3 protein-coding genes are annotated in these 15,920 nt (G+C 71.0%); all 3 read right to left on the bottom strand.

The window, feature by feature from the left end:
* Positions 1-67 precede the first annotated feature (67 nt).
* A complete protein-coding gene (locus tag F5X71_RS21360) occupies positions 68-850 on the bottom strand; it encodes an ABC transporter permease (protein ID WP_167466618.1) in 783 nt (260 codons plus the stop codon).
* A gap of 62 nt (positions 851-912) precedes the next feature.
* The gene (locus tag F5X71_RS21365; protein WP_167463647.1) at positions 913-1,908 is read right to left on the bottom strand and encodes an ATP-binding cassette domain-containing protein; all 996 of its coding nucleotides are present in this window, start codon (positions 1,906-1,908) and stop codon (positions 913-915) included.
* A 238-nt stretch (positions 1,909-2,146) separates the two neighbouring features.
* Complete coding sequence (locus F5X71_RS21370; RefSeq protein WP_428981498.1) at positions 2,147-15,760, bottom strand: amino acid adenylation domain-containing protein; 13,614 nt, start codon at positions 15,758-15,760, stop codon at positions 2,147-2,149.
* Positions 15,761-15,920 lie beyond the last annotated feature (160 nt).

Genomic DNA, 15,920 nt, shown 5'->3' on the forward strand with positions numbered 1-15,920 from the left:
GAACATGCCGAAGGCTCCGCCCTTCCGGATCGGAAGAACGGAGCCTCGGTCGAACCGCGGGACCGCGCTAGTGGCTGGCGACCTTGCGATAGCGCAGCAGCGCCAGCGGCATCGCCACCGCGAGGATGACGAGCGAGCAGGCGATCGCATATCCGACGCAATGATCGGCGGCCCACCCGGTGGCGGGCGCGAACGACGGCGGGGCGTCGTTGTCGAAGAGCTTGCGGCCCGCGGCGGAGACCGCCGTGATGGGGTTCCACTCGGCGACGGTGCGCAACGGGCCGGGCAGCGTCTCGGCGGAGATGAAGGCCGAGGAGATGAACGACAGCGGGAACATCCAGATCAGCCCGGCGCTCTGGGCCACCTCGACCGTGGGTGAGATCAGGCCGGTGAGCGCGCCGACCCAGGACATGGCGAAGGCGAAGAGCAGGATGATGCCGAAAGCGAGTGCGGCATCGACGATCCCGCCGTTGATCCGCCAGCCCACCAGATAGCCGCAGCCGACCATGACGGCGACGCTGAGGATGTTGACCACCAGGTCGGACAGGGTGCGTCCCATCAGCACGGCCAGCCGGGACATGGGCAGGGTGCGCATCCGGTCGATGATGCCCTTCTGCAGGTCACCCGCGAGCCCGACGGTGGTGAAGGCCGCGTTGAAAGCCACTGTCTGGGTGAAGATTCCGGCGAGCAGGAATTCCCGGTACTGGTCACCGCCCAGCGAGGCGCCGAAGATGTAGGCGAACAGGAACACGAACATCAACGGCTGGATGGTGGCGGTCACCAGCAGGGTCGGCACCCGCAGAATGGTCAGCAGGTTGCGGTAGGCGACGATCGCGCTGTCGCGGAAGATTCGCAGCCGCGGCCCCGAATCCACCGGCACCGCCTGCACTTTCGGACTTTCCACGACCGCGGTCACGACAGGATCTCCTCTTGTACGTCATCGGTTTCGGACTTCCGGTCGGCCGGGGTGCTGGCCGATTTTCCGGTGAGAGAAAGGAATACGTCGTCCAGGCTGGGCCGGTGCACGTCGGCGTCCACCACGCAGACACCCGCGTCGTCGAGCCTGCGCAGCGCCTCGACCATGGTGCGCGAGCCGTCGCCGACCACGATCGAGGCCTGGTCGGTGCCCGCCTCGTGGCTCGGTTCGCCGATGCCGACCTGCGCGAGCACCGACAGCGCGGGCTGCACGTCCTGGCCGGGGGCCAGCGTGACGGTGAGCCGGTCACCGCCGATGGAGGTCTTCAGCTCGTCGGCCGAGCCGCGCGCGATCACCCGCCCCCGGTCGATCACGGTGATCCGGTCCGCGAGCAGATCGGCCTCTTCCAGATACTGCGTGGTGAGCAGCACGGTGGTGCCGTCGTCGACGAGTTCGCCGATGACGCGCCACATGTCGAGCCTGCCGCGCGGGTCGAGCCCGGTGGTCGGCTCGTCGAGCACCACCACCGCGGGCTTGGCCACCAGCGCCCCGGCCAGGTCGAGCCGGCGCGCCATACCGCCGGAGTACGTGCCCGCCCTGCGGTCGGCGGCGTGCTCGAGCCCGAACGCGTCGAGCAGCTCGGCCGCCCGCGCACTGGCCTGGCGCGGCGACATCCCGTACAGCCGGGCCACCATGCGCAGGTTCTCGAACCCGGACAGGTTCGCGTCGACCGCGGCGTACTGCCCGGACAACCCGATCCGCCGCCGCGCCGCGCCCGGATTGCGCAGCACATCGACACCGGCCACCCGGACCGAACCGGTGTCCGGGCGCAGCAGGGTGGTCACGATGCGCACGGTCGTGGTCTTGCCCGCGCCGTTGGGACCGAGCAGCCCCATCACGGTCCCGCTCGGTATCTGCAGATCGATGTTGTCCAGCACCCGGATTCGGCCGTAGTGCTTGACCAGTCCGACTACCTCCACCGCCAAACTCATTGCGCTGCCTCCCCCGTCGTCGTAGACCGACCCGCCACGGGCGAACAGTGCTTGCGCGCTTCGTCGGCCGCCCTCGCCTCGGTAGTGCGCCGGGCGGAGCGAGCGACGGCCCGAAACGGCCGCAGCATGGACAGATCGAGCCCGTCCACCTCGCAGTCACCGGCCGTGGCCGGCCCCACCGTGGGCACCGCCGCTCGCTCCTGGCGCATCGACTGGCGCGTGGCCGGGTATTGCCCGTTCACCTCTGCTTCTCCTTCCGTGCGCCGTTCTTGGCTCGGCGCACCCCGTTCTTCGCTGGTTGCGCGCCGGCGGGCAGTAGCACCGGATCGCCGTCCAGTGCGCCGCGCAGCACCTGCCCGATCGCGGCGAGCGATTCGGGCGCGGTCATCGCCGAATGCCGGCACGGCAGTTCGTGATCGCGGATATCACCGGTGACGAACGGCTGCCAGGCCGCCGCGGTGCGTTCCGGATCGGCCCGGTTGATCTCGTCCGCGGCGGCGGTGAAGAACAGCAGATCGCCGTCGAAGACGCGGGGACGGAAGCCGTGCGCGAGCAGGGTGCCGTTGGTATAGCCGGCGTAGAGCCGTTCGAGGTGCTCCACGGTGAGCGCCGCGAACGGCCCCGGACGCGCGCGCAGCAGCTCTGCCGCGTCGCGCAGGTTCATCGCGGGGTCGAGCGGCGCGTCGAGCTGGTCGCTGCCGAACTCCTCGATGATCTCGGCCACGCTCGGGATCGCGTGCTCGAGCCAGGCGTCGGAGAGGCGGTAGCTGTCCATCATCGACAGCAGCGCCACCTCCTCGCCCGCGTCTTGCAACTGCACGGCCACCTCGTGCGCGATCAGGCCGCCGAGCGACCAGCCGAGCAGGTGGTAGGGACCGCTGGGTTGGATCGACTTGATATGGGCCACATACTGTTCGGCCGCCTCGGCGATCGAGGCGAACCCGTCCTCGCCGACGATGTGCGGTGCCTGCAACCCATAGACCGGACGGTCCGGCGCGAGGTGCGCGAGCAGGCCCGCGTAGCACCAGGCCAACCCGATCGCGGGATGGACGCAGAACAGCGGCGCCGCCTTGCCGTTGGGCCGGATCGGCAGCACCGGGCCGAGCGCCGCCGCGATGCCTGCGCCCGCCCCGTCGAGCCGGGCGGCGATGGCGGCCGGGGTCGCCTCGCCGAACATCGCCTGCACCGGCAGATCGAGGCCGTTGGCCCGCACCTGCGCAACGACTTTCGTGGCCAGCAGCGAGTTGCCGCCGAGCTCGAAGAACCCGTCGTCGGCGCCCACCGTCTCGACCCCGAGCACCGCCGCGAAGGCCGCGCACAGGGCGACCTCGGTCGGCGTCGCGGGCGCGCGATAACCGTCGGCCGCCGCGAACACCGGTTCCGGCAGGGCTTTTCGATCCAGCTTGCCGACCGGGCTGAGCGGCACCTGGTCGAGCAGCATGATCGACTGCGGCACCATGTAGTTCGGCACCAGCCCGGCCACGTGCTCGGTGAGTTCGGCCGCGGTGAGGCCGATACCGTCGCGCGCCTTGACATACGACACCAGCGCGGTACTGCCCGCCGGCGTGCGATGCCCGATGGTTGTGGCGAACTCCACCCCGGCGTGCTTGGCCAGCGCCGCGTCGATCTCGCCGAGTTCGATGCGGAAGCCGCGGATCTTGACCTGATGGTCGGTGCGTCCGACGTACTCGATCTCCCGGCCGTTGTCACGGCCCGCGGCCACCGCGCCCGCGCCCGACCACCAGCGCACCAGGTCGCCGGTGCGGTACATGCGCTCGCCCGGCTTGCCGAACGGATTCGCGACGAACTTCTGCGCCGTCAGACCGGGACGGTTCAGGTAGCCGCGCGCCAGCGCCGAGCCGGACAGGTGCAGTTCGCCGGTGACCCCGACCGGAGCCGGATGCAGGCGGCCGTCCAGGATGGTCGCGCTGACCCCGCGGATCGGGCCGCCGATGGTGATCGGGCCGCCCGGCGTCATCGGCTGGGAGATCACCGTGACGATGGTGGTCTCGGTGGGCCCGTACACGTTGTACAGGTTGCGGTTCGGCGCCCACCGGGTCACCAGATCCGGCGGCAGCGCCTCACCGCCGACCAGCACATGCCGCAGCGCGGTGACGCCGGTGGGATCCACCGTGCCGAGCGCGGAGGTGGTGATGAACGCGTGCGTGATCGCCTCGTCGATGAACAGCCGCGCCAGATCCGCGCCGCCGACCACGCCGGCCGGCGCGATCACCAGGGTGGCCGCGCCGCCGAGCGCGAGCAGCAGGTCGAGCATGGCCGCGTCGAAGCTCGGCGTGGCGAAATGCAGCACCCGGCATCCGGAGCGCACGTCGAAGCGCTGCGCGGTCTCCGCGGCGAAGTTGGACAGGCCGCCATGGGTGACCACGACGCCCTTGGGCGTGCCGGTGGAACCGGAGGTGTAGATCACGTACGCGGGGTTGTCCATCCGCAGCGGCGCGGTGCGCTCTGTCGCGGCGATCGGCCCGTCCGGCGAATCCAGCACCAGCCCACGGAAGTCCGGATCGTCGAGCACGATCCACTCCACCTCCCCGGGCAGCTCGCCGCGATGCGCGCCGAGCGTGATGCCAAGTGCCGCACCCGAATCGGCGAGCATGTGCGCGATGCGCTGGGCCGGATAGTTCGGGTCGACCGGCACGAACGCCGCCCCGGCCTTGGCCACCGCGAGCACCGTGGCCACCGACTCCACCGAACGCGGAATACCGAGTGCCACCAGCGTTTCCGGGCCGACCCCGCGACCGATCAGCACCCTGGCGAGCCGGTTGGTCCAGCGGTCCAGCGCGTCGTAGCTGACCTGCGTGCCGTCCGCGCGCAACGCGATCGCGGCGCGGTCCACCGCCGCCGCTGCCGCGAACACCTCGGGGAAGGTGACCGGACGATCCGGCTCCGCGCCGCGCACCGGGGCCAGCCCGGACCACTCGGCGGGATCGAGCAGTTCCAGATCCCCCACGGCGGTGGTCGGATTGGCCACGACCGCGGCGAGCAGGCGTACCAGGCGGTTGCCGAGCCGCAGCGCGGTCTGCTCGTCGAACAGGTCGCTCGCATAGTTGACCGACAGCGTGATACCGGCCGGATCCCGTTCCGGCGTCTGCGCTTCGGTGAGGGTGAACTGCAGATCGAACTTGGCGATGCCGGTGTCGACATCGGCCGCCTCGATCCGCAGATCGGGCAGTTCCACCCCGCCGACCGGCTGGTTCTGCACCGAGAGCATCACCTGGAACAGCGGGTGATGGGCCTGCGACCGTGCCGGATTCAGCACCTCGACGAGGCGCTCGAACGGCACCTCGGCGTGTGCGAACGCGTCCAGGTCGATGTCGCGCACGGTGTGCAGCAGATCGGTGAACCGTGCGTCCGGATCGATCCGGGTGCGCAGCACAAGCGTATTGACGAACATGCCGATCAACGGGTCGAGCGCGGGATGACCGCGCCCGGCGATCGGTGTGCCGACGCAGATGTCCTCGGTCGCCGACATCCGGTGCAGCAGCACCGCGAGCGCGGCGTGCAGCACCATGAACATGCTGACGTTGTTGCTGGCCGCGACCCGGTGCAGGGCGCGGTGGGTGAACGCGTCGATCTCGCACTCGACCAGCCCGCCGCGATAGGACGGCACCGGCGGCCTGCGCCGGTCGGCGGGCAGGGTGAGCAGCTCGGGCAGGCCGTCCAGGTGGGCACGCCAGTAGTCGAGCTGGCCGCGGATCACCGAGTCCGGGTCGTCCTCGGTGCCGAGCGTGTCCTGTTGCCACAGCGTGTAATCCACGTACTGCACCGCAGGCTCGTCCCACTCCGGCGACCTGCCCGCGCACGCGGCCCGGTACGCGGTGGCCACGTCGAGCGCCAGCGGCGCGAGCGACTGCCCGTCCATCGCGATGTGGTGCACCACGAGCACGAGCACGTGCTCGTCGGACACCTCGGCCGGATTGCGCACGCCACGATCGCCCTGCGGCGACACCGAGATCAGCGCGGCCCGCATCGGCACCACCGCGGCGAGGTCGAATCCCGGTGCGGCGAAACGCCGTACCGCGTCGTCGACCTCGTCCGGGCGGACCGTGGCGACGAACAGCGTGATCGCCGCGGTGACCAGATCGAGCACCTGCTGGGTCGGTTCACCGCCGATCTCCGGGAACACCGTCCGCAACGTCTCGTGCCTGCCCTGCACCTCGTGCAGCGCGACGACCAGCGCGTCGACGTTCAGCGCGCCGTTCATCCGCAGCACCACCGGGATGTTGTACGCGCCCGCGGACAGGTCGGCCCCGTCGGCCGCGTCGCCGATGCCGTTGAAGCGGTTGAGGAACCACAGCCTGCGCTGCGCCGCCGAGAGCGGGATCCGCTCCGGGCGATCCCGCCGCACCAGCGCCGGGCGCGATCCGGTGCCCGCCGGCCCCGAGTCGAGCAGCGCGGCCAGCTCGGCGACCCGCGGCGCGGCGAACACGGTGCGCACCTCGAGCCTGGTGTTCGTCGCCGCCGCCAGCCGCGCGACGAGTTGGGTTGCCAGCAGCGAGTTTCCGCCGATATCGAAGAAGCTGTCGTCGGCGTACACCGTCTCGACTCCCACCAGCTCCCCCATCACCCGCGCGACCAGGCACTCCGACGGGGTCGCAGGCTCGCGGGTCGCCGCGGCGACGGCCAGCCTCGGCTCGGGCAGCGCGGCGCTGTCCAGCTTGCCAACGGGCGTGAGCGGAATCCGGTCCAGCACAGTGATGCTCGCGGGCACCATGTGCGCGGGCAGCTGGGTGCCCAGATGCGCGCGCAGCTCCTCCACGTCCACACCGGCCTGCTCGTCGGCGGGCTGCACGAACGCCACGATCCGGTCGGCGCCCGCGATCCGCCGAACCTCGGTGTGCGCGAACCGCACCGCGGGATGCTCGCCGAGCGCGGCGGTGATCTCGCCGAGCTCGATCCGGAAGCCGCGCACCTTCACCTGATGGTCGCTGCGCCCGAGGTAGCACAGCTCACCGGCGTCGTTCCAGCGCACCACGTCGCCGGTACGGTACAGCCGCGCGCCGGCCGGGCCGAACGGGTCGGCCACGAAACGCAGCGCGGTGAGCCCGAATCGATCGAAATAGCCACGCGCGACACCGTGCCCACCGAGGTACAGATCGCCGGGCACGCCCACCGGCACCGGGCGCAGCCGCTCGTCGAGCACCAGCGCCCGCACGCCGCGCACCAGCGTGCCGATGGTGACCGGACGGTCCGGGGTGAGCGTGGCGATGGTGGCGACGATCGTCGTCTCGGTGGGTCCGTAACCGTTGAGCATGGTCCGGCCCGGCGCCCACCGCGCCACCAGATCCGGAGCGCAGGCCTCGCCACCGACCATCAGCGCGCGCAGGTGCGGCAGCGGCCACCGCTCGTGGTCGATGGTGGCCAGCGCGGCCGGGGTCATGAAGGTGTGCGTGATCCGTTCCCGCTCCATCAGCGCGGCCAGCTCGTCACCGCCGTACACCTCGGGCGGGCAAAGCACCATGGCGGCACCGGAGCCGACCGCGAGCAGCAGATCCAGCACCGCCGCGTCGAAACTCGGCGAGGCGAAATGCAGTGTCCGCGACTCGCGGTCGACCCGCATCCGATCGCGGAGTTCGTCCGCGAAATTGGACAGTCCGGCATGGGTGACCGCGACGCCCTTGGGTTTTCCGGTGGAGCCGGAGGTGTAGATGAGGTAGGCCAGGTCGCCCGCCTCGATGGTGCACATGCGGTCGAGATCGTCGACCAGTGCGTCGTCATAGGTTTCCAGCTCGGCGCGCACGGCCGGGTCGTCGAGCAGCAGCCAGTCCGTCGCCGCGCCGTCCATGCCCGCCGCGTACAGCCGCTCGGCGTACGCGCCGACGGTGACGCCGACCCAGCAGCCCGCGTCGGCGAGCATGTGGCGCACCCGATCCGCCGGGTAGTTCGGGTCGACCGGCACGAACGCGGCGCCGGTCTTCACCACCGCGAGCACGGTGAGCACCGACTCGACCGAGCGGGTGAGCCCGAGCGCCACCCGGTCCCCGGCGCCGATGTCCCGCGCGATCAGCGCGCGGGCCAGCCGATTCGAGCGCCGGTCGAGCTCGGCGTAGGTGAGCGTGGCCGCGCCGGAGCGCACCGCGGTGCGATGCGGGTGCATGTGCGCGGTCGCGGTGAAGTACGCGGCAAGGGTGCACTGCGGCGTGGTCGGCCCGCCGGTCGCCGGGGCGAACAGCCGACGTTCCCGTTCGGTACGGGTGTCGATGTCGCGCACCAGCACTCGCGGATCGGCCGTGACCGCGGCCAGCACCCGCAGGAACCGGTCGGCCAGGGTGTGGATCGTCGCCTCGTCGAAAAGCTCCGCGGCATAGACGAACTCGAACGCGCGACCGGGCTCGCCCGGTCCGGCGTCGCAGCCGATGTGGGCGACCCGCAGTTCCAGATCGAACTTGGCCAGCGCGATGTCGAGTTCCTCCGCGCGCAGGGCGAGGCCGGGCAGCTCCAGCATCGGCACCGGCCCGTCCTGCACGGTCAGCGCCACCTGGAACAGCGGGTGCCTGCCCCGGGTCGAGGTCGAGGCCAGCTCCTCCACCACCCGCTCGAACGGGATGTCGGCGTGCGCCATCGCGGCCAGCTCGGTATCGCGGTCGGCCCGCAGCAGACCGGCGAACGGGCGGTCCGGGTCCACGTCGGAGCGCAACACCAGGGTGTTGACGAACATGCCGACCAGCTCGTCGAGCTTGGTGTCGGTACGCCCGGCCACCGGGGTGCCGATCACGATGTCGCGCCCGCCGGTCACGCCGCGCAGCAGCACCGCCAGCGCGGAGCGCAACACCATGAACATGCTGACGCCCTGCTCCTTGGCGAGCTCGGCGAGTGCCCGCTGCACCGGCTCCGGCACCGTGAACGGCACGCTGCCCGCGTGCTGGTTCGGCTCGGCGGGGCGCGGCCGGTCATACGGCAGCGGCAGTTCCGCGGGCAGGTCGGCCAGGGCCTCCCGCCAGTAGGCGAGCTGGCCTGCCGCGAGGCTGCCCGGCTCGTTCTCGTCGCCGAGGCAGGCACGCTGCCACAGCCCGAAGTCCGCGTATTGCACCGGAAGTGGGGTCCAGGCCGGTGCCGCCCCCTCGTGCCGCGCCACGTAGGCGGCGGCCAGGTCTCGGGTCAGCGGGCCGAGCGACCAGCCGTCGGCGGCGATGTGGTGCACCACGATGCCGAGCAGGTAGCGCTCGGCGTCGGTGCGCAGCAACGTCATTCGCAGCGGCGTGGCACGGGTCAGGTCGAAGCCGCGATGCGCGAGCGCGCCGAGCGCGGCCGCCGCGCCCGCCTCGTCGGTGTCGATCGGCTCGACCACGGGCAACGCGCGCGCGGTGGGCAACACCACCTGCTGGGCGCCCGCGCTGTCCTCCGGGAAGATCGTGCGCAGCACCTCGTGCCGCTCGACCAGGTCGGTGAGCGCCGCGCGCAACGCGGCCACATCGAGATCACCCGAGATCCGGATAACGAAAGCGATGTTATATGCGCTCGATTCGGGAGAATATCGGTTGAGGAACCACAGGCGCTGCTGCGGCAGCGACAATGGAATGCGTCCCGGACGCGTGGTCTGCACAGCCAGCGCCAACCGCTGCGTCCGGGGCGCTTCCGTGAGCCGCTCGGCGACCCCGGCGACGGTCGGCGCCTCGAAGATCACCCGCACCGGCAGGTCGACGCCGAACTCCGCGTGCAGCGCGGCCGCGAGCCGGGTGGCCAGCAGCGAGTTGCCGCCGACATCGAAGAAGCTGTCCTCGGCGCCGGTGACGGGACGGCCGAGGATCTCCCCGAACACGCCCGCGACCCGCAGCTCCAGCTCCGTGGCAGGCGCCCGCGACGTGCCGCCCGCCGCGAAAACGGGCTCCGGCAAGGCTTTCCGATCCAGTTTGCCCGCCGGGGTGACCGGCAGCTCGTCCAGCACGGTGACCGAGGCGGGCACCATGTAGCCGGGCAGCCGCTGCCGCGCGGTCTCGGTGAGGTCGGCTGCTGTAACCGGCTCGTCCGCGGTGACGTAGGAGGCCAGTCGCGGCTGGCCGTGCTCGTCGGTATGGACCACGGTGAGCGCGAAATTCACGCCGGGGTGCGCGCGCAGCACGTGATCGATCTCGCTGAGCTCGATCCGGAAGCCGCGGATCTTGATCTGGTCGTCGGCGCGCCCGAGGAAGCGCACGGCGCCGCCGGTCTCGACCACCACGAGATCGCCGGTGCGGTACATCCGTTCGCCGCGCCTGCCATGCGGGTTGGCCACGAACCGTTGCGCGGTGAGGCCGTAACGGCCGTGGTAGCCGCGCGCCAGACCGGGACCGGACAGGTACAGCTCGCCGGGGGTGCCCGGCGGCACCGGGTGCAGCCGTCCGTCGAGCACGAACAGGCGCATGCCGCGAATGGGCTGGCCGAGCGGCACCGGGCGGCCCGGCACCATCGGCCCGGTCGCGGTGGCGGCGACGGTCGCCTCCGACGGACCGTACATGTTGTGCATGCGGTGCTCGGCCGACCAGGTCTCGACCAATTCCTCCGAGCAGGCCTCGCCACCGACGATGACCGCCTCGAGCTCGTCGAGGCCCTCGGTCGGCACCGTGGCCAGGGCTGCGGGCGTGACGAACGCGTGGGTGACCCGTTCGGTGCGCAGCAGCCCGGCCAGTTCCGCGCCGCCGTACATGCCGGCAGGCGCCACGACGATGGTCGCGCCCGCGGCGAAACCGAGCAGCAGCTCCAGCACCGACGCGTCGAAGCTCGGCGACGAGAAGTGCAGCGTCCGAGCCGAATCGGTGACCCCGAACAGGTGGATCTGCTCGTTGGCCAGCGAGGCGAGTCCGGCGTGGGTGAGCACAACGGCCTTGGGCTTGCCGGTCGAGCCGGAGGTGTAGATCAGATAGGCGGGGTGCACCGTGCACAGCGAATGATGCCGGTCCGCGTCGGTGATCGGGGCGATCGAGCACTGCGCCGCCTCCGCGGCGAGTTCGGCCGAACCGAGCACCAGCCAGTCGACATAGATCTTGCGGTGTTTGCCGCGCGGCGCGGGCCACTCCGGCATGGCCGCAAGGCATTCGGCGTCGGTCAGGCCGAGGATGGCGCCGGAGTCGCCGATCATGTGCGCGATGCGTTCGCCCGGATAGCTCGGATCGATCGGCACATACGCCGCACCGGTTTTCGCGACCGCCCACACGGCGGTGATCGCGTCCAGCCCACGCGGCAGCGCGATCGCGACGACCACCTCGGGGCCTGCGCCGTGCTCGATCAGCACGCGCGCCAGCCGATTCGAGGACTCGTCGAGTTCCCGATAGGTGGTGTCCACGCCGAGGTAGCGCACGGCCACCGCGTCCGGCAACCGCTCCGCGGTGTCGCTGAGCAGGCGGGCCAGGGTGGTGAACGGTTCGGCGGGCGCGCCCGCGATGGGCACCAGATTGGCGATCTCGCGCCGATCGAGAATGCTCAGATCGCCGATCGGCATGCTGGGCGCGGCGACGACGGCGTTCAGCACCGCGACGAACCGCCGAGCGAACGACTCGACCGTGGCACGATCGAAAATATCGGTGGCATAACCGAACTCGGCGCTCAGCGGCCCCTCGGTGACGTCGTCGTGCACCACCAGCTGCAGATCGAACTTCGCGATATCGGAGACGATCGGCAGCACCTCGGCCCGCACACCGGGCAGCTCGATGCGCAGATCCGGATCGCGGTCGTAGGACAGCATCACCTGGAACAGCGGGTGCCTGGCGGCGGAGCGCTCGGGGTTGACCACCTCGACCAGCCGCTCGAACGGCACGTCGGCGTTGGCGAAGGCGTTGAGGTCGGTCTCGCGCACCACGTCGAGCATCCGGTCGAAGCCCGCGGCGGGGTCGATCTCGGTGCGCAGCACCAGCGTGTTGACGAACATGCCGACCAGCTCGTCCAGCGCCGGATCGGAGCGGCCCGCGATCGGGGTGCCGATGGCGATATCGGTGCTCGCGCACAGCCGCGAGAGCAGCGTGGCCAGCGCGGCGTGCAGCACCATGAACATGCTGACGCCGCGGGCGGCGGCCAGTTCGCTTGCGGCGCGGCGGATCTCGGGGGCGATGGTGAACTCGACCCGGCCGCCGGTGGTGGACCTGCGCAGCGGGCGCGGCCGGTCCAGCGGCAGATCGAGCTGATCGGGCAGCCCCGCCAGGGCCGAACGCCAGTGCGTCAGCTGACCGCTCAGTGCGCTCGCCGGATCGGACTCGTTGCCGAGCAGTTCGCGCTGCCACAGCGCGAAGTCGGCGTACTGCACCGGCAGCGGCGCCCACTGCGGCGCGGCGCCGGTGCCGCGCGCGGTGACCGCGGTCATCAGATCCCTGGCCAGCGGCGCGATCGACCACCCGTCACCGCAGATGTGGTGCAGCACCACCAGGAACACCCACTGGTCCGGCCCGGTCGTGTAGAGCGCCACCCGGATCGGCGCCTGGCTGCGCAGATCGAAGCCGTAACCGGCGAACTCGGTGGCCAGATCCGCCACCTCCGCGCCCGCGGCGTCGATCGGGTCCAGGGTGAGCGGGATCTCCGCGGCCGGATGGATCCGCTGCACCGGCCCCTCGGCGGTCTCGGGGAAGGTGGTGCGCAGGCTCTCGTGCCGTTCGATCACGTCGACCAGCCCGGCGCGCAGTGCCTCGACGTCGAGAGCGCCCTCGATTCGCACGGCCAGCGGCATGTTGTAGGCCGCCGCGTGTTCGGCGAAGCGGTTGAGGATCCACAGCCGCTGCTGGGCCAGTGACAGCGGGATCCGATCGGGACGTTGCGCCGCAACGAGTTTCGGCGAGGACACGTCGGCGGTGTGGGTGGCGAAGCGCTGGGTGAGCGCGGCGATGGTGGACGCCTCGAACAGGTCGCGAATGGTCAGGCCGGTGCCGAGCGCGGCATTGATCCTGGCCACCGCGCGGGCGGCGACCAGCGAGTTGCCGCCCAGATCGAAGAAGCTGTCCTCGACGCCGACCTCGGTGCCGAGCATCTCGGTGAACACCCGCGCCAGCACCCGCTCCACCTCGGTGCGCGGTTCGGCGGTGGAGCGACCGGCGGCACGGACCGCGACCGGTGCGGGCAGGGCCTTGCGGTCGATCTTGCCGTTGGCGCTGAGCGGGAGCTCGTCGAGTTCCATCAGCGCCGAGGGCACCATGTAGCCGGGTAGCGTCCGGCGCAGCTCGGTGAGCAGCGCCGCGGTGTCCAGCCTGCCTGCGGCGGGGGCCGCGACCACGTACCCGACGAGTTCGTCGCCGTTGCGCCCCGCGTGCGCCACACACACCGCCCTGGCCACCCGCGCATCGTCGAGCAGCGCGGCCTCGATCTCGCCGAGCTCGATCCGCAGACCGCGGATCTTGACCTGGAAATCGCTGCGGCCCATGTATTCCAGGACGCCGGGCCCGTCGGTGCCGAGCTGCCAGCGGGCCAGGTCGCCGGTGCGGTACATGCGCACACCGGTCCCGAACGGGTTGGCCACGAAGCGATCCGCGGTGAGCCGTGGCTGCCCGAGATAGCCGCGGGCCAGCTGCACACCGGCCAGATACAGCTCGCCGACCACGCCGGGCGGTACCGGCCGCAACCGCGAATCCAGCACGTAGGTCTGGGTGTTCCAGACCGGCGAGCCGATCGGCACGGTCGCCGGGTCGGCCGGGCACGGCCAGTAGGTGACGTCGACGGCGGCCTCGGTCGGTCCGTACAGGTTGTGCAGCGCGGGACGCGGCGCGCCGGGCTGGGTGTGCAGCGCGGCGTGGAAATCCCGGACGGTGGCCGCGGGCAGCGCCTCGCCGCTGCAGAACACCTGACGCAACGCCGTGCAGCCGCGCACGTCGGTGTCGGTGACGAACACCGAGAGCATGGACGGCACGAAATGCGCCGTGGTGATGCCCCTTTCGGCGATCAGCCGGGCCAGGTAGCCGGGGTCGCGGTGCCCGTCGTGCGCCGCGACGACCAGCCGCGCACCGATTTGCAAGGGCCAGAAGAACTCCCACACCGACACGTCGAAGGTGGCAGGCGTCTTCTGCAACACCACATCGGCGGGCTCGAGCGGGTACTCGTGCTGCATCCAGCGCAACCGGTTCACGATCGCGGCATGGCTCACGCCGACGCCCTTGGGCTTGCCGGTCGAGCCGGAGGTGAAGATGACGTAGGCGAGGTGGTCCGGACGCAGGGCGGCGGTGCGGTCGGCGTCGGTGATCGGCGCGGCCGCGTAACCGGACAGCTCGACGGTGTCGATGGCAAGCGCGGCAGCGGATTCGGGCATCGCCAGTCCGTCACGCGCGACAGTCAGCACACAGACCGGGGACGCCTGCCGCACGATCTGATCGAGCCGTTCGGCCGGATGCTCCGGATCCAGCGGCAGATAGGCCGCGCCCGTCTTGACGACGGCGTACATGCCGACCACGAGATCGATGCTGCGGCGCAGGCACAGCGCGACCGCGGTCTCCGGCCCCGCGCCGCGCTCGATGAGCAGACGGGCCAGGCGATTGGCGCGCTCGTCGAGTTCGCGATAGGTGAGCGTCTCGGCCGGGTCCGAGCCGGACTCCAGCGCGATCGCGTCGGGGCACGCGGCCGCGCGCTCGGCGAACAGCTCGGCGAGGGTGCCCGGCTGCCGCGGCGTCTCGGTGGCGTTCCACGCGTGCAGCACGCGCTCGTGCTCGGCGGCGGTGATCGCGGTGAGCGTCTGCGCCGGGGTCTCCGGTGCGGCGCCGAGGAATCGGGTGAGGAAATCGAGGAAGCGCTCGTGGTGCACCGCCACCTCGGCCTCGCCGTAGAGCCGCGGGTTGGCCTCGAAGTCGACGTGGATGCGGCCGCCGACACCGTTGTACAGGTTCACCGACAGGTCCTCGACCGGACCGGTGGCCAGCACGTTCAACGAGCCGACCAGGCTGCCGAAGGTCAGCTCGTCGTGGAAGAGCATGATGTTGACCATCGGCCCGAAGAACCCGCGCGCGTCCCGGGAGTAGCCGCAGTCGCGGCGGATGTCGTCGTGCCGGTAGCGCTGATGCCGCAGCGCGCCGGTGATCTGGAGTTCGGTCGCCTTCACCACATCGGCGACGGTCGTCTCGGCGCCGAACCGCAACCGGATGGGGACCACGTTGGACACCACACCGGCCGAGCGGCGCAGCGACACCGTGGTGCGCGCGGACACCGGCAGGCTCAGCACCACATCCGGATTACCGGTCACCGAACGCACATACGCGGCGAGCGCGGCGACGAACAGCGCCGAGTTGGCGGTGCCGAAGGTGGTGACTGCCGCGTCCATCGCCTCCTGGGCCGGGTCGTCGAGCACGCCGGCGGCGATGCGGCGGCCCGCGTCGTTGGCGGCGGCGGTGACGGTGGCGCCGCCGAGGCTCATCGGCTCGCCCGCGCCGGCCAGCTGCTCGAGCCAGTAGTCGCGATCGGCGCGGAACCTGCTGGTCTCGCGGTAGCGGACCTCGTCGGCGTAGATCTCGGCCAGCGGCGCGGCGCGCGAGACCACCGGCTCGGTCTGGTTCTCCAGCGCGGTGTAGATCTCGGCGGTGCGGGTGAGCGCGTTCATCGCGCCGTAGCCGTCGATCACGATGTGATGGGCACGGGAGTACCAGATGTAATCCGAATCCCCGATGCGCAGTACCACATTCGCGGTGAGCGGGTCGCGCTCGAGATCGATCGGCGAGCCGGTGTACTCGTGCATCCAGCGCAGCGCCGCCGCCTTCGGGTCGGCCTCGCCGCGCAGATCCACCCTGGCCCAGCCGGGCCTGCGCGCGGGATCGACTATCTGGTGCGGGATTCCGTCGATTTCCGCCAGGCGCAGCCTGCCGACCTCCGCCTCCGCTCCGAAGCGCTCGATCGCGTACAACAGGCGGCCGACATCCAGATCACCGTGGATCTCGACATACTGGGCGATCGTCAACGGCACATCCGGACGAATCCGCTGTGCGTACCAGAGCGCCGTTTGAGCTGGCGACAAGACGAATGGCTGTGCCGAGGATTCGCCCGATGAACATTGGTCGACGCTGTCCGTGGCCAATGAACTCATCAATCACTCCGTTCTGCCGCTGTTCGACGCAACTTCCAGA

Origin of the sequence: Nocardia brasiliensis (assembly GCF_011801125.1) — a bacterium.
In the GTDB taxonomy this organism is placed as follows: Bacteria; Actinomycetota; Actinomycetes; order Mycobacteriales; family Mycobacteriaceae; genus Nocardia; species Nocardia brasiliensis_C.